Annotated in this window: 12 protein-coding genes; 9 read left to right on the top strand and 3 right to left on the bottom strand. The window is 57.7% G+C overall.

Features of this window, described 5'->3' with window-relative positions:
- Window positions 1–33: 33 nt before the first annotated feature.
- The 6 genes from E1J53_RS04175 to E1J53_RS04140 all read left to right on the top strand — a co-directional run bounded on the left by E1J53_RS04175 (window position 34) and on the right by E1J53_RS04140 (window position 8,961).
- Complete coding sequence (locus E1J53_RS04175) at window positions 34–2,760, top strand: CHAT domain-containing protein (protein WP_134271371.1); 2,727 nt, start codon at window positions 34–36, stop codon at window positions 2,758–2,760.
- 275 nt (window positions 2,761–3,035) lie between these two features.
- A complete protein-coding gene (locus tag E1J53_RS24615) occupies window positions 3,036–4,586 on the top strand; it encodes a carboxypeptidase-like regulatory domain-containing protein (protein WP_368671726.1) in 1,551 nt (516 codons plus the stop codon).
- A 76-nt stretch (window positions 4,587–4,662) separates the two neighbouring features.
- A complete protein-coding gene (locus E1J53_RS04155) occupies window positions 4,663–4,902 on the top strand; it encodes a hypothetical protein (protein ID WP_134271372.1) in 240 nt (79 codons plus the stop codon).
- A gap of 80 nt (window positions 4,903–4,982) precedes the next feature.
- On the top strand, window positions 4,983–6,671 hold the full coding sequence (locus E1J53_RS04150; protein ID WP_173021359.1) for a DUF885 family protein: 1,689 nt from the start codon (window positions 4,983–4,985) through the stop codon (window positions 6,669–6,671).
- A gap of 20 nt (window positions 6,672–6,691) precedes the next feature.
- A complete protein-coding gene (locus tag E1J53_RS04145) occupies window positions 6,692–8,074 on the top strand; it encodes a sodium-dependent transporter (RefSeq protein WP_134271376.1) in 1,383 nt (460 codons plus the stop codon).
- Entirely contained in the window at window positions 8,074–8,961 is an 888-nt protein-coding gene (locus E1J53_RS04140) for a DMT family transporter (protein WP_253929917.1), read from the top strand. The genes E1J53_RS04145 and E1J53_RS04140 overlap by 1 nt, the downstream gene beginning before the upstream one ends.
- Here the strand turns inward: E1J53_RS04140 and E1J53_RS04135 are convergent.
- Complete coding sequence (locus E1J53_RS04135) at window positions 8,951–9,556, bottom strand: hypothetical protein (RefSeq protein WP_134271377.1); 606 nt, start codon at window positions 9,554–9,556, stop codon at window positions 8,951–8,953. The genes E1J53_RS04140 and E1J53_RS04135 overlap by 11 nt on opposite strands.
- 257 nt (window positions 9,557–9,813) lie before the next feature.
- Between E1J53_RS04135 and E1J53_RS04130 the strand changes: the two genes are divergently transcribed.
- A complete protein-coding gene (locus tag E1J53_RS04130) occupies window positions 9,814–10,590 on the top strand; it encodes an N-acyl homoserine lactonase family protein (protein ID WP_134271379.1) in 777 nt (258 codons plus the stop codon).
- Window positions 10,591–10,895: 305 nt separating this feature from the next.
- On the opposite strand, the gene secDF is transcribed toward E1J53_RS04130, so the two are convergent.
- Both secDF and E1J53_RS04120 read right to left on the bottom strand, forming a co-directional pair.
- Window positions 10,896–13,958, bottom strand: a complete 3,063-nt coding sequence (gene secDF, locus E1J53_RS04125; protein ID WP_134271381.1) for a protein translocase subunit SecDF — start codon at window positions 13,956–13,958, stop codon at window positions 10,896–10,898.
- Between the two features lie 463 nt (window positions 13,959–14,421).
- Window positions 14,422–14,904 (bottom strand): transposase, encoded by a 483-nt coding sequence (locus E1J53_RS04120; protein WP_173021358.1) that lies wholly within the window; start codon window positions 14,902–14,904, stop codon window positions 14,422–14,424.
- Window positions 14,905–15,211: 307 nt separating this feature from the next.
- Here E1J53_RS04120 and E1J53_RS04115 point away from each other — a divergent pair, with 307 nt between their 5' ends.
- Together E1J53_RS04115 and metG are read left to right on the top strand one after the other, a co-directional pair.
- On the top strand, window positions 15,212–17,083 hold the full coding sequence (locus tag E1J53_RS04115; RefSeq protein ID WP_134271385.1) for a sodium:solute symporter family protein: 1,872 nt from the start codon (window positions 15,212–15,214) through the stop codon (window positions 17,081–17,083).
- Between the two features lie 325 nt (window positions 17,084–17,408).
- On the top strand, window positions 17,409–19,529 hold the full coding sequence (gene metG, locus E1J53_RS04110; protein ID WP_134271387.1) for a methionine--tRNA ligase: 2,121 nt from the start codon (window positions 17,409–17,411) through the stop codon (window positions 19,527–19,529).
- Window positions 19,530–19,577: the final 48 nt, after the last annotated feature.

The following is a 19,577-nucleotide window of genomic DNA, read 5'->3' as shown; positions in this document are numbered from 1 at the left end:
GGCATTTTTGCATTCTACCTCGGATGCTCTCACATGCCTAGAATTGTCGTTTTTGCCCTGATTTATTTCGTTGTGTGCTCCACCGCATTGTGGGGGCAGTGCCCGACCATTGCGGAAATAAATCAACGGTTCTACCCCGATAAGCTTGAGGTGGGAAGCTACGAAGATAGCCTGGCAAACGTATGCCCGACTTACCGCGACAGCCTGCAAAAGGCACTGTATTCCCTGAGTATCCTCGCCTACGTCGAGGGCAGGGATCTTCGATCGGCGGTATACTTCGGGGAACGGGCGCTGGACCTGAAGCGTACGCTGCTCGCGGGCCAGGATCCTACGGAAACCCTCGGAAAGTGTTTGCACAACCTGGGTATTTTTACCCACAACCTGGGGCGCTACCGCGAGGCGGAGGCCTACTTGCGGGAAGCCATTGAGGTGTATGAAACCATCGATCATGCGGAGCGCAGAATGCGCAGTCTTGCCGAATTAGGCTTCGTATACGGTCGGATGGGAGATTATGACCGCTCGTCGGAGATCCTGATGACGCTGATCCGCGATGGAAGGAAACTCGGCGCTGACCGTCACGTAGCTAACGGCCTCCGCTTGCTGGGGCAGAATCTGGTGCAGCAGAAACACCACGCCGCGGCCCGCGATACGTTGACGAACGCCCTGGCGATCTATACGATCCTGGAAGATGGTATGAACATCGCCCGCACCCATCTGGACCTGGCGGGAGCCGCCTACGGCTTGAAGGACTACGCTTCCGTGGAGCAAAACGCCGCTGCGGCTCTGGCCATTTTCTCGGCCGCGGGCGTTGACCGTGAGGTGGCCAAGCTCCAGAGCCTGCTGGCGCTGTCCCGCAGCGCCGCCGGTGACGAGACGGGTGCCCTGGCCGCCTGGAACCGGAATCTGGATTACGTCAGCACCACCGGTGACCCCGTCCTGCTGGCGCAGGCCTACGACAACGGCGCGGAGCTTGCCGCCGCCACGGGAGACTATGAACTGGCGATCAGCAGGGTAGGGCGCGCCATCGGCGCGCTGGTGGGGGAGTGGACGCCCAGCCAGGAATCACCCGTCCCCACCCGCGAAGATTTACTGGATAACCCCTACCTGGTCGATTTATTCATCTACCTGGGAGACCTGGCCCGGATGTACCGACTGGCCGGCCGTAGCGCGGACGCCCTGTCGGCAATCTACGCGGCGGATGGGGTGCTGGATGCGTTGGCCAGGGAACAGGGGGGTACGGTGGGCAAGCTGTTCTGGCGGGAGCAGGCCATGCCCGTGTATGAGTTGGCCATTGCCATTTGCCGGGAGGAAGCAGCCGATACGGAGGCTTTCCTCTTCTTTGAGAAAAGCCGGGCCCTGCTGTTGCTGGAGGCGTGGGCGGAGGCGGACCTGATGCGGTTACTCCCCCCGGAACTGGGGCGTTCACTGGATTCGGCGAACCGGGTGCTGCTCGGTTTACAGCGGACGGCGCTGACCGCCGATGCGGAGACGCTGGACAGTTTGCGGAAGAACCTAATCCAGACCAGATCAGACATTAACGCGCTGCAGGAATCAGTCCAACGGACGCTGCCGGCATACGCTACCCAACAACTGGCCCCGACAACCATCGACGAGGCAGCGGCCCGCGAAGACCTCTCCAGGGGGAATTGGGATCGACAATTGCAGTACTTCTTTGGCGATGAGCGTGTATACGCGTTAGCCCTATCGGGAGCGGAAACCATGCTGCATGACCTGGGAAACAGGGATGCGGTGGAAAAAGCGGTCCGCCAGTTGCTGTACTATTTCACGGGTTCCGACAAAATCGATCAGGATCCCGCCGGCTTCCTGGCTCACAGCCACACGGTCTACCGGATGCTGCTGGCTCCGCTGGAGCTGCAATCCGGAGAGCGGCTGTTGGTCATTCCCGACGGCATTCTGGCCTACCTGCCCTTTGCCGCGCTGGTGACGGAAGGGGAACAAGGTGACCTGGGGGCGGCCTCCTACCTGGTGCGTAACCATCTGGTGAGCTACGCCCAGTCGGCCACCCTGCTCCAACGGCAACAGTTGGCACCTGCGTCCTCGCCCAACGTCCTTGCTTTTGCTCCCTTCGTGGCCACGGGTCGGGGAGAGGCTCCCGCGCTGCCCTTCAGCGAGCAGGAAATAACCACCCTTGAACGAACGCTGGGAGCAGAGCTCCTACTCAACGATGCCGCCACCCGGGAGCAATTGCTGGCCCGGATGACGGACTACGGCACGATTCACCTGTCGTCTCACGCCTACGCTAACCCCGAGGGGGACTCACCGCCCAGGATCCTCACGGCCACCGAGCCGGTGTACCTGCCCGACGTCTACGCCCACCGGCTTGATTGCGGGCTGGTGACGCTGAGTGCCTGCCAGAGCAACATCGGTCCGCTCGCCCGCGGTGAAGGCGTGCTGGGCCTGGGAAGAGCCTTCGCTGCCGCCGGTGCGCGGGGAGTAGTCGCCAGCCTGTGGACGCTCAATGACCGGGCGGCGGCAGCCATCAATGAAGACTTCTACGCAGCCCTGAAGCGCGGGGCCGGTAAGCCCGACGCACTGCACGAGGCACAACTGAAATACCTGGACCGCAGCGACATGCCCGCTTATCTCAAGTCGCCGTACTACTGGGCGGGACTGACCTATTACGGAAGCGCGCGGGGAATCGAGCGGAAGACCTTTCCCTGGCCATGGATCGGCCTGGCCGGATTGCTGGTGGCGGGCTGGTGGTTATGGCGGAAGAACGGTCCGAAAGGGGAGGCTTAGCGGGTCCATATTACCGGCCAGTGGGAAGCTGGCGTGGTGTTGGGAATAAGTTGATCGCACTGCACGTGAAGGGAATCGGATTTTTGGCGCCGCCGCGCGGGTGCCGCGTTCATCGGTATGGCCAGGTTTTTGTGCATTATCCGTAGGGGCAGCATCTACTGGGGGACACATACCTTGGTTTCCTTCCTCCAAGCCATGTTACTCACCCAGCCGAAAGGAATCTTCCGGCGGGAAAATCGGAGTAGCCACGCTCGGAGCACCTCAACTCCAAACCCATGCCATACACTCCACTAAAGATTTCCATCCCGAAACCCTGCGGGGAAGACTGGACCGCCATGACGCCCGTTGACGAGTTACGGCGTCATTGTGCCACTTGCGAGAAGAACATCACCGACTTTACCCACATGAGTGATCGCGAGATGGGGCGGGTGCTGCGCGAAAACGGTGGTAACCTCTGCGGGCGTTTTCGCCGCGACCAACTGGACCGTGAGCTGCGCCTGGACGGGCCCCGCCGACGGCGGGGGATGGGGGCGCTGGCTGCCTCCGTCAGCTTACTGTTCTCCGTGCCGGCCTTCGGGCAGCAAACGGCGCTGGAACAGACCGAGCAACTACCGGTAGGGGACAGTAAGCAGAAACTCACGCCCACCGCAAAGAATGTCTTTAACGGGGTTGTTTTGGACGATAATCAGGAACCACTGTTCGGTGCTTCGATCCTGATCAAGGGGACGACTACGGGAACGGTCACGGATATCAACGGTAAGTTTTCGTTGGACCTGCCGGTGGGGAAGTCGGTCACCATCGTAATTTCCTACACGGGCTTTAAGACGGTAGAATTAACCTATCCGGCCGAAGCGTCGGAGTACGTACCGGATGGGGAAAAGGCCGCCGAACGTAGGATCATTAACCTGGTGAGGGAACCGCTTGCGGAGGAAGTATTCGTAGTAGGATTCATGGTGAATACCGTCTCTGAGCCTTCTTCAGCGGACCCTGCTCCACCCTCATCGTTCACCCTCCAGGGACAAGTTACCGACGAGCAAGGTGAGCCCCTGATCGGTGCTTCGATCCTGATCAAGGGAACAACTACGGGGACGGTCACGGATCTGGACGGACGATTTTCGCTGGCCGTTTCGGACGCCGCGCCACTGGTACTCGTATTCTCCTACACCGGGTTCTCCACCCAGGAACGAGTCTATTCAGTGGAGGAATTACGGCAATTGGCGGAGACAAAGGGAGAAACCCCGCAGGTACTCCAAATGATGCTAGAGGAATCTGTCATGGGCTTTTTTGTTGGCGCGGTAGTTGTGCATCACGAAAAACCTTCGGCCCTGGAAAACCTCATGGTGCACAAAATTGATCGATTTACCCCCGATCGCCCCACCGGTCCGGCCAAGACCGGCGACTGGAAAGACTACTGGCGCGACCTCTTCGCCCGCCGCAAAGCCCGTCGGGCGGAGCGCAAGGCGGAACGACTCGCCCGGCGAAGCGCACGCCAGAATAGCGAGAAGGTTCAACCCCTGGAGCCAACGCCGACAACGGTAAGGGGCAAAGCAGCTACTGATGCCGTCACTACGTTTGCCCTCAAGGCTAGCCCCAACCCCTTTGCGGAGCAGCTGCGGATCTCCTTTACCCTTCCCCGTAGCCAGGAGGTGGAGCTGTTACTGTTCGATCTTGACGGGCGTAAACTTTGGCAGCAACAGTTTTCCGGTACCGCCGGCGACCACCAGCTTATGATCAATAATTCCCTGAACGGGCTCCCCGCGGGGGCCTACCTGTTGCGAATCATCGGTGATGGTGGGCAGGAGGAAACCATTCGTCTTATTCGCTAGCTAATTGGCGCGGTAATTCCTATCTTAGGGGAAGTGATAGAGTCTTGATTACTTGACCCTTAAATATTGATTCGCCGTGAAAAATAAGCACCTGTTAATCCTCGGAGTGGTGACCCTCGGGGTGTTCTTCCTGGCCCTGTATATGGGATACGTGGGGCAGTCCATAATGCATGCGGGAGAAGCCGGCCCCACTACCATTTTTGGATTGAATCGCAATTGGCTGGGCGCTGCCCTGATCCCTGCGCTAAGCGGAACTTTGTTTCCCCTCCTCTTTTTCTTCTTTTACCTGTGGCCAAGAATGCGGGCGGAAGAATAGCGCAAAGCCGAAACTCGCAACCAACTCCGTAGCGTGCAGGGATGTGGATGAATGACTACATTTACCCCAAAGTATTCCGCATGCGCAGCACCCTGTTCCTCTTCGTCATCCTGGTGTCGGGCTTCCTAACCGGACAAACGGAGGCAGATGACCAGCTCCAGGCGGTCATTGACCGCTACCATGATCATCGGGGCCCCACGTCCGGTAAAATCTGGCCTACCTGGACGGAAGCGGAGGCCAGGGCGGAAACTGGTTTTTTGAGGGGTATCCTGGAATCCCTGGATTTCATTGATCAGGAATCCCTGAACGAACAAAACCAGATCAACCTCGATCTGCTGCGGCTGCAGACCAGTGATGACCGGTACCGGATGGAGTTTGGGGCAAACACCTTCCCGCTTAATTCCGAAGGTGGTTTCCTGGCGGGCATCATTTACGCAACCGCCAACCGCCGGGTTCGCCACGAGGCTTCCTGGAAAGGCTATCGGGAACGCCTGCAGCAACTGCCGGCTTATCTACAATGGCAACAGGCCCAAATGGAGCGGGGTATGCGGGCGGGAAAGCTGTCCCCGAAGCTGATCGTAAACAACTGCGCCGATCAGATTGACCGCATGCTGGAGTTACCCCCCGAAGAGACCATGTTCTTCCTGCCCGTCGCGGACGCTGCGGACGACTACGCCAAACAACTCATGCCCCTGGTCCGGGATACGGTCCTGCCCGCCTACCGGGCTTTCCGGGACTTTCTCCGTGGTCCGTACCTGGACGAAGCTCCGGCGGAAGTGGGGATATCTTCCATTACTGACGGGAAGGCCTACTACGAGCAACGGGTCCGCTACTTTACCACCTACGACGTAAGTCCGAAGGAAGTTTTTGAAACGGGACAACGGGAAGTAGCCCGAATCCGTCAGGAAATGCAGGACATCATTGACGAGCTGGGGTTTGAGGGGAGTTTTGCCGATTTTCTGGAGTTCCTCCGCACCGACGAGCAGTTTTACGCCAAAACGGGAGAGGAGCTGCTGCGACACGCCGCCTGGATCACCAAACGTATGGAGGGTAAGTTGCCGGAATACTTCGGCCATTTACCGCGGATGCCGCTCACGGTAACCCCGGTGCCGGACGCCCTGGCGCCCAACTACACCGGAGGGCGTTATTCCCCGGGAAGTTACCGGGGCAATCGGGCCGGACAATACTGGGTGAATACCTATAACCTTCCCAGTCGGCCGCTTTACGTCCTTCCGGCACTCTCAGTCCACGAAGGAGTTCCGGGGCACCATACGCAAATGATGCTGGCCGCCGAGATGGAAAACGTTCCGGGCTTCCGGAAGGGCATGTACCTTTCGGCCTTCGGGGAGGGCTGGGCCCTGTATTGTGAATACCTCGCCAAAGAGGCTGGCATTTATCAGACACCTTACGAAGACTTCGGCCGCCTGACCTACGAAATGTGGCGGGCCTGCCGCCTGGTGGTGGACCCGGGCATGCACTACTTCGGCTGGACCCGCGAGGAAGCCGTCCAATTCCTGGCCGAGAATACGGCCCTTTCGCTCCACGAAGTGAACACCGAAATAGATCGCTACATCGGCTGGCCCGGGCAGGCGGTGAGTTACAAGATGGGTGAACTGAAAATCCGCGCGCTGCGCGCCCGGGCCGAAGCGCAGTTGGGCGACCAGTTCGACATCCGGGAATTCCACGACCTCATCCTCGCCAACGGCGCCATTACCATGGATAAAATGGAACAGCTCGTGGAGGCTTACATCATCCAAAAGAAGGGGTAATACCCCCTGATCGTGTACTTATGAGAACAACCTTTTCCCGTACGGGGCACATCTTGGCTTCGGCCGGCGCGGCCATTGGCGTGGCCAATCTGGTCATCTTCCCCTACCGGGTGCACTACTTTGGGGCCGGCGCCTACGTGCTGGCCTTCGTCGCCTTCACCCTGCTCATGGGCGTCCCCATGATGATCCTCGAAAACGCCATGGGGAAACGCAGCGGCAAGAACCCCATTGATGCTTTTCAGTCCAATCCCGGTGATCACCCGGCCTGGGCCTGGGTGGGCTGGCTGGGGATGCTCACCTCCATCATGGTCGCTTCTTTCTATCTGGTGCTGGCGGGCTGGACCCTAGATTACATCTGGCAATACGTAGCCAACTACGGGGAATTGGCCGCCGGCCCCGCGGGGCCGGCCTTTGGGGCCGTTACGGGCACCATCCCCCGGGCCCTACTCTTTACGGGGCTCTTTACCCTCCTGACCGCCTGGATCTCCTCACGGAAGCTCCTGGCCGGGGTAGAACGACTCAGCAAATTCGGGATGCCCCTACTCGGACTACTCATCCTTTTCCTGATCATCTCGCTGCCCATCCTTAAACCCGAAGCCGTCGACTACGGTAACCTCCTGCGGTTTGACTGGGCGGCCCTGCTGGTACCCACCGAAACCGGCGAACTCGGCCTGCTGCACGCCCTGGGGCAGGCCTTCTTTTCCCTCGGACTGGGAGCCGTCGGCATGATGACCTACGCCACCCACATCCCGCGGGAAACCAACGTACTCAAGAATGCACCACGTATCGTTCACCTGGACACCCTGGTGGCCATGATGGGAGCCATCCTGGTGGTGCCCCTGCTGGGAGGAATCCGGGGAGATATCTACAACGGCCCTCCGCTGGTATTCATCAATCTGGTCGAGATTTTCAAAACCTACGGTGCGGCGGGACAATTCGTCGGGCTGGCCTTCTTTCTGCTGCTCGGAACGGCCATTCTTACCTCAGCCGTGTCCTTGCTGGAGCCGCCCCTGCGTACCTTCGTCACGCAGTACGGGAAGAAAAGGTCGACCACGGGACTGCTGATTGGACTGGCGACCTTTTTGCTGACGATTCCCGTAGTGCTGTCCTGTTCCGCTGATGGACCGCAGTGGTTGCAAAACTTTGCGGGTATGGGACCCCAACTCGGATACTTCAACTTTTTGCTGGAGTGGTTCGGTAGTGTGTTTCTGCTGGTGGGGGCCCTCCTGTTGTGCGCTTACCTGCTGCGTCGCTGGACGCTGTCCGGCTTTTTTGAAGAATTAACCCTCGGGGGACACTCCCTGCTTCCCGCCCGCCGACGCTACCTCACCTTCGCCTACCGCTGGATCATTCCGGTGGGCATCGTAACGCTGCTGATCGCGAAAATCTGGACCCTGCTCTGATGCCCTCACCCGCACCTACTGCTTCCTACCGTCCCCTGGTCGAGATCAATCTGGCGATGATCTTCATCGGAACCTCCGGGGTGCTGGGACGCTTCGTTCCCCTGGCACCCATCGAGGCCGTCTGGTGGCGCGCCATCATTGCCCTGGGGCTCCTGGGGGCCTTTTGCTGGTGGAAGGGATATACCTTTCGTTTGCGTGGATGGAAACGGACCGGGATGGTGCTGCTTGCGGGACTACTGATGGCTGGCCACTGGGTGACCTATTTCTATGCGCTCCAACTATCCAGCGTCGCCATTGGCATGTTGTCCATTTTTACCTTCCCGGCCATGACGACGCTACTGGAGCCTCTCCTGTTGCGCAAACCCTTCGAGCCCCGTCACCTATTGCTGGCCGCGCTGGTGGTGGCGGGAGTATATTTCCTGGCCCCCAGTTTCAGCCTCGAAGACGGGGCCACCCTGGGTCTGCTGTTCGGCCTGCTGTCGGCCTTCATTTATTCCCTCCGGAACATCTTGCTGAAAACGCAGGTCAATGCCGTACAGGGCTCCGTGCTGATGTTTTATCAGGTAGTGGTGACGGGGATAGCGCTGCTTCCCATTCTTTCCTACGGATCTCTGGGACCCAGGCCGGAAGCCTGGCCCTACCTGATCGGGCTGGGGGTGTTTACTACCGCCATTGGACATACCCTGTTTCTGGGGAGTTTCCGGCATTTTTCGGTGAGCACGGCAAGCCTGCTGGCCTGCGTTCAGCCAGTGTACGGGATTTTGCTGGGGGTGGTATTCTTCAGGGAAATTCCCGGTCCCTCCAGCCTGCTCGGGGGGGCTTTGATCCTACTGGCCGTGGTGGTAGAGGCCAGAAAAACCGTCGGAGCAAAACCGACTAAAGGTTAACCTTTAGTGCGCAGTCTTCGGCCCGTTCCGGATGGGTGTCTTCCGTTAATTGCCAGCACTCTTCGTAAACGGAACAATAGCAAAGGGACAATTCCAGGTCATCAGATATTTCAGACAGTAAATCGAGCTTTTCGATGCCTTCCGCGGTTCCCATCAGCATCATACCCAGCACGGCGATGGTTTCTGAGGCGGGGATAATTCCCCCGTCGTCCATGATGTCCACGTTGAAGATCAGGCTAAGCCCGGGATAAGTCTTCTCCAGGAAGACGTTGAAGGCATCGGAGTCGGAAAAGGTCTTACCGCGGAAAATGATGGTCCGCGGACTGAGAATGGCCGGACCGATACCCCCATTTTTTAGGGAAAGGGCCAGGGTAGGGGTGAAGCCTTCCGCCGTGACGGTGGTGCCGATGGATTTGTTTACCGAAATATAGGGCCATACGGAGGCCGAGGATTCCTGCACCATCAGGGCCTGTTGATCGCGTAAAATTTTGGCTTCGATGATGGAAACTCCGGTCCCGACCAAGCTAATGATGATGGCAATCAGGGCCATGTAATAGGAACGATCTCTGGGAGGGGCAGGTGCATTTTCACTCATGGTGACAAATTCCAGTTTGCTGGGTAAAGTAGGGGATGATGGTGAGCGTGAAGGTAGAATTTCATTTTGCGTGGGACCGTGAAGCGAAGCGGAATACTCGGCTCAGCCGGTACAGGTGCCGGCGTACGCCGCTAAGCAAAGTAAACCGGTAAGACCCGAATATAAAAGCTGGTTCCCGGAAAGGGAATTCTCTTCCAACGTCAGAACGGCAGCGCAAGGGGAGTTCAATTAACTTTGTGGACCTAACTTATTTCTCCATGGAATCATCCGTCCGGCGGCTCGCCGTCCTTCTTTGTGGCTACGAATTTATTCCCCACTCGGTTTCCTACCACGGGGGCGGACAACGGTTCTGGCACGCCGTCCCCGTATGCTGCTACCTCATGGATACGGAAATGGGGTACGTGGTTGTGGAGGGCGGCCTGGACGAGCGGAAGCTCAGAGATGCGGGGGCTCGCCAGCGGTATTTCCCGCAGCGACCGGGCTATCCAACACCCCTGGTGACTTCCGAGCATGAGTTACTTCCCCAGCTGGCGGCCATGGACGTTCACCCGGAAATGGTTACCCACGTCGTGCTCACCCACCTCCACGCGGACCATACCGGCCACACCCTCGCGTTCCCGGAGGCAAGCGTACACGTTCAGCAGAAAGAATGGGAGTACGCCAGACAACTTACCCCCGCAGAAGGGTTTATCCCGGAAGAATTTTCCGTTCCCGCCGACCGGCTGGCATTACACGAAGGTGACTGGACCCTGATGCCGGGCGTCGAGCTTCTCTTCACTCCCGGTCATACCCCCGGCCATCAGTCCGTCCGGGTCGCCCTACAGGATGGTAGGCAATTTCTCCTCGTGGGTGACGTCGTGGACGACCGCCGAAATATGGCCGAAAATATCCTCCCCGGCGGCATGACCGACCCCACCCAGGCCAGGGCTTCCATGGAGCGCATTCGCCAGATCATGGACGGCGGAGCAACGGGGATTTTTCTGCACGACGCCCAGCAGATTCAGGAAATACCACTGGCACCCGAGTGGCTATAATAAGCAGCATAATCAGCCCGCCCAACAGACTAAAAGACTAACGAACCAACAGACCAACAGACCAACAGACCAATAGACTAACAGACCAATAGACTAACAGACTAACAGACCAACAGACTAAAGCACCAATACACCCCGCACCTGCGCTCCGCGCCCTAATCCTCCGCTTCCTTCTACGGTTATTCGTCAGGGCTTCGGGTATTTATTGATCCCAATCGCACTAGCGTAAAAATGAGTAGCCCCTCCCACCGGTTGGCGAGAGGGGCTACGCATGATTGCTTACTTAAGCGTTTGGGAGGAAACGCTTAGGCTTTTGCTTTGGCGGGAGCTTCGGTGGTCTTGGTAGACTTGGCCTCCAGGTCTTCCGTCAGGTCGTGCACGATGGGCGTGGCGACGAAGATGGAAGAGTAAGTACCCACCAGGATACCCACTACGAGGGCGAAGGCAAAACCGCGGATGCTCGTTCCACCGAACAGGAAGAGTACGAGCACTACCAGCAGGGTGGTCAGCGAGGTGATCACCGTACGGCTTACCGTGCTGCTGATGGCGCCGTTGATGACTTCCGTTTTGCCCCGGCTGACGTAGGTGTTCAGGAACTCCCGGATACGGTCAAATACAACCACCGTATCGTTGATGGAGTAACCGATTACCGTCAGGATGGCGGCGATGAAGGCCTGGTCAACTTCCATGTTGAAACCGAAGTAGCCCCAGCCGATGGCGAAGATACCCAGCACGATAATGGAGTCGTGGAACAGGGCCGCAACGGCACCGAGGGAGTACTGCCACTTGTTGAAGCGGAGCAACAGGTAGAGGAAGATTCCCAGCAGGGCGATCAGGCCGGCCCACAGGGCAGAACGCTTGATGTCGTCGGCGATGGTGGGGCCAACCTTGCTTACGCTGGTGATGTGCGTGCCTTCTCCCGCCTCGGTGTTACCGAATTGCTCAAGGGTGAGCGCATTGTCACCGACAACGTCCTTGACGCCGGTGTACAGCGCTTCGAGGACGAGATCCTGGGGCTCCTTACCGTCGATCTGATCGGTTTCTTCTACCAGGTAGTTGGTTACTACGTTGAAGGTGTTGGCACCGTCAACGGCCTTTACCGTGGGGGCACCGCCGAAGGGCTCGGAAAGCGCCTGGCGGAGGTCTTCGGAATCCACTTCCTGCTCAAACTGCACCAGGTAGCTGTAACCACCCTTGAAGTCTACCCCGAGGTCAAAGCCACGGCCGAAGATGGCGGCCAGAGAAGCAACGATCAGTACGGAGCTGATGATGTAAGCCATCTTCCGCTTGCCCATCCAGTCGATGTTCACGTTGGCGAACAGGTTCTGGCTGGCGCCCGTCCAGAAGGACATGCTGCCGGAGCGGCCTACCCACCAGTCAACCATCAGGCGACCGACGAGGACGGCGGTAAATACGGAGGCGAGTACACCCACGATCAGTACGACGGCGAATCCTTTGATGGGACCAAGACCAAACCACGCCAGAACGCCGGCAACCAGGATGGTGGTTACGTTGGCGTCAATGATGGCGGAGTAGGAGTTGGCGAAACCGTCCTGAACGGCATTCACGACCGATTTGCCGGCACGAAGTTCTTCCCGGACCCGTTCGTAGATGATAACGTTGGCGTCAACGGCCATACCGATCGTCAGCAGGATACCGGCGATACCGGGCAGCGTCAGTACGGTACCGAGGCTGGCCAGGGCGCCGAAGATGAAGATCAGGTTCAGCAGCAGGGCGATGATGGAAACGATACCGGCACCACCGTAGTAGAAGATCATGAAGACCAGTACCAGGGCGAAACCGATCAGCAGTGCCGTGATGGAGCGGCTGATGTTTTCGGCACCCAGGCTGGGACCAACGATGCTTTCCTGAATGATTTGCGTCCGGGCGGGAAGACGACCAACCTGCAGGATGTTGGCGAGGTCAGTAGCTTCCTGTACGGAGAAGTTACCCGTGATGGCGGTGTTTCCGCCGGGGATGGGACCGTTTACGGAGGGAGCGGAAACGACGCGGTCATCCAGCAGGATGGCAACCTGACGGTTGTTGTCGTTGGCTGCTTCCGTGGTCATCCGGGCCCAGATGCGGGCACCTTCGGAGTTCATGCTCAGGTTGACGGCAATCTGGCCGTCGGGCTGAGGGCCGGAGTTCGCGCTTGTCACGTACTCACCCGTAAGGGGGGCTTCTCCACTACGGGGCATCTCGAGCTGGTAGAGTCGGTAGAAGGTGCCGGGGTTACCGTCGGCGTCGGGGAGCGGCTGCTCGTCGAAGCGGTACGTAGCGTTGCGGGGGAACAGACGGGCAACCTCGGGGTCACTCATGTATTCCAGTACCTGATCGAGGTTACGCTCACTGGCCAGGCCGATGACGGCAGGACCAAAGCTTCCGTCGTTGGGCTGCAGGATGCTGAAGAGCGGTCCGGCCGTTTGATCCTGGACCTCACGCTCCTGAATGCTGGCGATGGAATCCGTGAGGTTTCCGAGGGCATCGGTAGCGTAGATGGTATCGTAAACGATTTCCACCTGATCGAGTGCTGCGGTATCCTTTCCGTCGGCGATGGCCTGACGACGCTCGAGGAGCTGGTCGGCGGCGATAAGTGCATTGACGGAGTTTTGGTCAATGCGCAGAACGTCGAAGAATTCGAGGTTAGCGGCGGCCTGCAGGAAGGTACGGGCGCGCTCGGGGTTTTCGATGCCGGGCAGTTCCACGAGGATCAGGTCCCGATCGGCGTCCAGGCTCACGTTAGGCTGGACCACACCGAGTTGGTCGATACGCTTCTTGAGCAGGTCGTAGGTAAGGGTTACCGTTTCGTCGGCCTTTTCGCGGAGGATCAACAGGACTTCTGCGTCAGAAGTGTTCAACCCAATCTGGTCGCGAAGGGCATCATTGCGTTGGAAGATGGGGGCCAGCGTTTTGTCGCCGCGGACGTCAGCCCATGCGTCGGCAAAAAGAGAGATGAAATCATCCTGGGCACTGGACTGAGCTTGGGAGGCTTTTTCGAGTGCTTCATCGAAAGTGGGGTCCTTTGTATTTCGCGCGAGTGCCCTGAGGAACTCTCGTAAGTCAACTTGAAGTACGACGGACATACCGCCTTTGAGGTCAAGACCCAGATTGAGCTGTTGTGCTTTAAGGTCCTGGTAGGTTTGCGCTGGGAACAGCGGTAATTTGAAGACTTCCTGGTTGGACATGCTGTCCAGGTAGGCGGCATACGCCTGGCGAAAGTCTTCGCCTTCGGTCTCACCGGTGAGGTCCAGTGCGTAGTCTTCTGCGTCACCTTCGACCTGGTTGGTCGGGATAACGTAGAGGTACTGCACGGCCGTCACGATCAGCATGACCACAAGGAAGAATTTGATAATTCCCTTGCTTTGCATAGTGAAAAAATTTGTGGGTCAAAAAGACCCAGTGGTTAATTGCGGGATCCGCCGAATAACCATTTTGGGGCGGACTACCACTTTGAAAAAGGGTGATGAAGCGGCCGGACCACTAACGACAAAAAGCCCCCGCAAGAGGGCTTAGCGTAGTGAACCGACCCTTGTCGCAGCGGGGCCTCCCAGACCCACTTTGACAAAAGCGGCTGCAAATATACGAAAGATTCATAAGCACACACCCCCGGATTTGATTTGGTGAAGCAAATGGTTGGGCGGTGCTCCAGGGCCCCGGAGGGGTCCTCCTAAAACAAAGGGATGTCTGCGAATTTGCGATAGCAAATTGAGGGCATCCCGTGAATGGGGTTGCCGAGCGGGTCCTATCTAACCCCGCAAGGCCCTGGCCGGAGCTGACGCACCGACTGCAGACCTTGCTCGGGGAGGAGGACCCCTCCGGGGCCCGGACGCGTCATTGGAATAAATACGCTGGATGATGGTCTATTCCGTAGGCCTGGAAAAATTTGATGATCTCTTCCTCGAAGGTCAGCTTGCTGAGGGCTTCATAATCCGACAGGTCGCCGTAGTGATGGATTTTTTGCTGGTCCAGGTACCGAAGTAATCCCGCAAAGTCCCGGTAATCCACCGAGAAGGTGGCATAGCCATTCTGCCAGGCAAACTTGAAATAGGGAATGCCCTGGTCCTTAATCCATTTGCTGCTTATCGATTTGACGTCTTCTACGACCTTAGCGATGGACGTCGTTCGTGGGAGGGAATGGACGATATGGACGTGATCAAGGGCCCCGTTGATGCCGTAGACTTTACATCCCTGGTAGCTGAACCTGGACTCCATGAAGGCCCACAGGTCTTGTTCAATACTTTGGTGGAGGAAGGGCTGGCGGTTTTTCGTGGCGAAGACGGTGTGGAGGATAATTTGTGAATAAGATTGTGGCATAGGTAATAGGGTTGGTGTCAAGGGCCCCGGAGGGGTCCTCCTTGCTAAGGGATGTCTGCGAATTTGCGGCAGCAAATTGAGGGCATCCCGTGCATGAGTTTGACGAATAGATACCATACAACCCCGCATGGCCCCGGTCGGGGCGGATGCCCGACTGCAAACCCCGCTCACGGAAGGAGGCCCCCAACCTGCAATAATCGACGGGCAAGTTACGGGGCTAATTCTAATGGTGCTGGCTTACCTTTTGCGTCCAATACCCGGCGGGCCACCCCAATGTCCGCCATTCCGTACATCCAAATCCACTCTGATGGAAGGCCTCGCGCTGCAAAGCATTGATATTGCCATTATCGTCCTGTATATCCTAGCGACAATCGGTATCGGGTTCTACATTTCAAAGAAGGCCAGCTCCTCCATTGAAAACTACTTTCTGGGCGGCAACGAAATTCGCTGGCAGTTTCTGGGCCTGTCGAATGCCTCCGGCATGTTCGACATCTCCGGAACCATGTGGATGGTCGCCCTGCTGTTCATCTACGGACTGAAGTCGGTCTGGATTCCCTGGCTCTGGCCGGTGTTCAACCAGATCTTCATGATGATCTTTTTATCCATCTGGCTACGACGGTCGGGCGTCATGACGGGAGCAGAGTGGATTCGCTTCCGCTTCGGGGATGGGTTTGGCAGCCAGTTGTCCCACGTTATCGTGGTCATCTTCGCGGTAATCGTGGTGATCGCCAACGTCGCCTACGGTTTCCTGGGGATCGGAAAGTTCGCGGCGGCTTTCCTGCCGTTTCAACTCAGTCCGGATGCCTACTGGAACGAAATGTACTGGGCCGTCATCTTCACGGCCATCACCACCGCTTACGTCATTAAGGGAGGGATGTACTCCGTGGTGTTTACCGAGGTGCTGCAGTACGTGATTATGACCATCGCCAGCATCGCGGTGGGCATCATCGCCATGCAGCAAATATCCCCCGATATGCTGGCGGCCGTGGTACCCTCCGGGTGGGGAGAAATCAGCTTTTCCTGGAACCTCGACCTGAACTGGGATAATCTCATGCCCGCAGTCCGGCAACGGATCAGTGAAGATGGATACGAAATTTTCGGACTCTTCTTTACCCTCGTACTCCTCAAGGGTATATTGCAGTCGTTGGCCGGGCCGGCGCCGACCTACGATATGCAGCGCGTATTGAGCACCCGCACCCCGAAGGAGGCCGCCAAAATGAGTGGCTTTGTGAACGTCGTCCTGCTTTTCCCCCGCTATATGTTGATTACGGGACTGACCATTCTCGCCCTGGTCTTCTTCAGCGACGAGATGAATCAGATGGGTGCGGACGTTGACTTTGAACAAATTCTGCCATTCGCCCTGGCCAACTTTGTTCCGGTAGGATTGCTGGGGCTATTGGTCGCCGGACTCCTGGCGGCCTTCATGAGTACCTTCGCCGCCGCGGTAAACGCGGCGCCCGCCTACCTCGTAAACGATATCTACAAGCGGTACATCAACGATTCGGCTCCCCAAAAGACCTACGTCAACATGAGCTACCTCTGCAGCTTCCTCGTGGTGCTGATCGGCTCCATCTTTGGCCTCTTTCTGGATGACCTCAACAGCATCATCGGCTGGATCGTTAGTGGCCTCTACGGAGGGTACACGGCCGCTAATCTGCTGAAGTGGTACTGGTGGCGATTCAATAGTTACGGATACTTCTGGGGGATGGTGGCCGGTATCGTGGCCGCTTTGGCACTTCCGTGGGTATTGGACTTACTGATGGAAAACCCGCTCAATGCTCTGGAGGCTTTCCCCATCAATTTGGCGCTGAGCCTGCTGGGGTGCGTACTGGGAAGCCTCCTGACCGAACCAGATCCGCTGCCCGTCCTGAAAAAATTCTACCTCCAGACCCGTCCCTGGGGATTCTGGAAACCCGTAGCGGTGGCCTGTCGGGAAGACCATCCCGATGTCCGCCCCAACGCCGACGCCGGACGGGATATGCTGAACGTCGCGGTGGGTATCGTGTGGCAGACCGCCATCACGGCGGCTCCCATCTTTATGGTCATCAAGTCCTGGACCAACTTCTTTATCGCCCTGGTGGTCATCGCCGTTTGTACGGTATTCTTAAAGGTAAACTGGTACGATAAGATGGAGGACTGGCCGAGTGGATTCAGCCCGGACCAACGGACTACTGAATAGCCCGGCTTTTCGGAATCAACGGAGCACCTGCGCTCCGTCGCCCTCCTTAAATCAGCGATTCCGATGGGTAACGATACTCAAGGTATTCGCCATACCTACGCGATGCTTCTGGTCGCGGTCAGAAATGGTTGTCAGCTAGGCAAAAGCATGAGCTTTTGGGCGGGTCATCATTTCCGCGCCAGGAAAACTTTTCGACCCCTTCGTAGCATTAGCCTACTTACGTACCTTCGCGGGAAAAATCGGGAGGGGCAGTAAACATCCGGGGAAGTTGAATATTCTCTATGTTACTGCGCCGGTCGGTCGATTTCCGTAAATAATTTTTCCAATGCGTACTCTACTCACCTCCGCTCTCCCCTACGCTAATGGGCCCCTGCACCTGGGGCACCTGGCGGGAGCTTACCTACCTGCTGACATCTTCGCGCGTTACCAGCGGCTGATGGGCAAGGAGGTGCTGTGGGTGTGCGGATCGGATGAGCACGGGGCAGCCATTACGCTCCGTGCAAAGAAGGAAGGCATTAACCCCAAAGAAATAATTGATAAGTATCACGAACTGAACAAGCGCACCTTCGAGGAGCTGGGCATCAGTTTCGATTACTATCACCGAACCAGCGCTGCCCTGCACCACGCCACCAGTCAGGAGTTCTTTCTGCACCTGCACGAACGGGGAGATCAATTTGAGGTAAAAAGTCAGGAGCAGTACTACGACGAGGAATTCAAGCAATTTCTGGCCGATCGGTACATCAAGGGAACCTGCCCGAAATGCGGACACACGGAAGCCTACGGCGATCAGTGTGAGAACTGTGGTAGTGACCTGTCTCCCACCGAATTAATCAATCCGGTTTCGACCCTGAGCGGGAAAACGCCCGTACTCAAAGAAACCAGGCACTGGTACTTCAAGCTGGACCAGCATCAGGACTGGCTCAAGGAGTGGATTGAAACCGGTAAGGTGGATGGCGCCCAGCAGCACGACCCCAAAGCATGGAAAAAGCACGTGGTGGGACAGTGCCTCAGTTGGTTGAATGACGGACTACGCCCCCGCTCCATCACCCGGGATCTGGACTGGGGCATCCAGGTGCCGCTGGAGGGTGCCGAAGGAAAAGTACTGTACGTCTGGTTTGACGCCCCCATTGGCTACATCAGCAGTACCAAGCAATGGTGTGAAGAGAATGGCGGCGACTGGCGGGACTGGTGGCAAAGTGAAGACAGTCGCCTGATCCACTTCATCGGCAAGGATAACATTGTCTTCCACTGCATCATTTTTCCGGCCATGCTGAAGGCTCACGGAGACTACAGCCTTCCGGAAAACGTGCCGGCCAACCAGTTCCTGAATTTTGAGGGGGACAAATTTTCCAAATCCCGCGGCTGGGGCATCCAGTTGCACGAATACGTGGAGGAGTTTAAAGCCCTGCCCAACTATAAGGACGCGCTGCGGTGGGCCCTGCTGCGGAACCTTCCCGAGCAGCAGGACGCTGATTTCACCTGGGACGGTTTCGTAGAATATCACGATAAGGACCTGGCCGATAAGCTGGGCAACTTCATCAATCGGGTTACGGTACTTACCCATAAATATTTTGCCGGTCGGGTCCCCGACGTCGGGGTGGAACTGCCGGCGGAGGCGCGAGCGCAGGTGCAAGCCATCGGGAATTTCATTGAGGAATACCGGTTTAAGGATGCGGCTTCGGCTTTCGTAGAGTTAGCTACCTTCGGCAATACCTACCTGCAGGAGGCGGCTCCCTGGACCCTGGCCAAGGCTGACCCGAACGACCCGAAGATTGCCGAATGCCTCTTCGTCTGTGTACAGATTGCCGCCGCACTGGCCCTGACGGCTACGCCCTTTATCCCCTTCGTGGCGGATAAATTACGGGAGGTGTTGAAGCAATCTCCGGCGACCCACGGCGACTGGCAGCTGGCCCTTGATGCGCTGGCCGCCGGCCAGCCACTACTACCCGCCGGTCACGAAATCGGTACGGCCGGTGTCCTCTTCCCCAAAATTATCGACCGCAAGGACGATAGCCGCCTGGCCATCGTGCAAAAGCAGCGGGATAAGCTCACCGCGATCCTGGAGCAGGACGCTTCCACCCCTGAAGGGGAAAGCGCCGCCAGCCGGGAACCCTTCAAGCCCGAAATCACCTTCGATGATTTTACGAAGCTGGACCTGCGGACGGCGACCATCCTGACGGCAGAAAAAATCAAAAAATCCAATAAGCTCCTGCATCTGACCATTGACCTGGGCAGCGAGCAGCGTTCCGTCGTTTCGGGCATCGCCAAGCACTTCAGTCCGGAGGAGGTCATAGGACAGCCCGTTGTGGTAGTGACGAATCTGGCTCCCCGCAAGATGGCCGGCGCCATGAGCGAGGCCATGATCCTGATGGCCGAGGATGAAGCCGGAAAGCTCACCTTCGTGGCGCCTCCCGGGGGCTTTGGTAATGGCTGGACGGTCCGGTAAAGCGTAACTAGACCAATTCCAAATCTTTTGAACTCCTGTTCCGGGAAG

Origin of the sequence: Lewinella sp. W8, assembly GCF_004375085.3 — a bacterium.
In the GTDB taxonomy this organism is placed as follows: domain Bacteria; phylum Bacteroidota; class Bacteroidia; order Chitinophagales; family Saprospiraceae; genus Neolewinella.
Note: the sequence above shows the minus strand (reverse complement) of the source record. Positions and strands in the feature narration are given on the sequence as shown.

What these genes read in the sequence shown, in the direction of transcription:
- E1J53_RS04175 (WP_134271371.1), top strand. Translation starts at nt 34, where the DNA reads ATGCCTAGAATTGTCGTTTTTGCCCTGATTTATTTCGTTGTGTGCTCC.
- E1J53_RS24615 (WP_368671726.1), top strand. Translation starts at nt 3,036, where the DNA reads ATGCCATACACTCCACTAAAGATTTCCATCCCGAAACCCTGCGGGGAA.
- E1J53_RS04150 (WP_173021359.1), top strand. Translation starts at nt 4,983, where the DNA reads ATGCGCAGCACCCTGTTCCTCTTCGTCATCCTGGTGTCGGGCTTCCTA.
- E1J53_RS04145 (WP_134271376.1), top strand. Translation starts at nt 6,692, where the DNA reads ATGAGAACAACCTTTTCCCGTACGGGGCACATCTTGGCTTCGGCCGGC.
- E1J53_RS04140 (WP_253929917.1), top strand. Translation starts at nt 8,074, where the DNA reads ATGCCCTCACCCGCACCTACTGCTTCCTACCGTCCCCTGGTCGAGATC.
- E1J53_RS04135 (WP_134271377.1), bottom strand. Translation starts at nt 9,556, where the DNA reads ATGAGTGAAAATGCACCTGCCCCTCCCAGAGATCGTTCCTATTACATG.
- E1J53_RS04130 (WP_134271379.1), top strand. Translation starts at nt 9,814, where the DNA reads ATGGAATCATCCGTCCGGCGGCTCGCCGTCCTTCTTTGTGGCTACGAA.
- secDF (WP_134271381.1), bottom strand. Translation starts at nt 13,958, where the DNA reads ATGCAAAGCAAGGGAATTATCAAATTCTTCCTTGTGGTCATGCTGATC.
- E1J53_RS04120 (WP_173021358.1), bottom strand. Translation starts at nt 14,904, where the DNA reads ATGCCACAATCTTATTCACAAATTATCCTCCACACCGTCTTCGCCACG.
- E1J53_RS04115 (WP_134271385.1), top strand. Translation starts at nt 15,212, where the DNA reads ATGGAAGGCCTCGCGCTGCAAAGCATTGATATTGCCATTATCGTCCTG.
- metG (WP_134271387.1), top strand. Translation starts at nt 17,409, where the DNA reads ATGCGTACTCTACTCACCTCCGCTCTCCCCTACGCTAATGGGCCCCTG.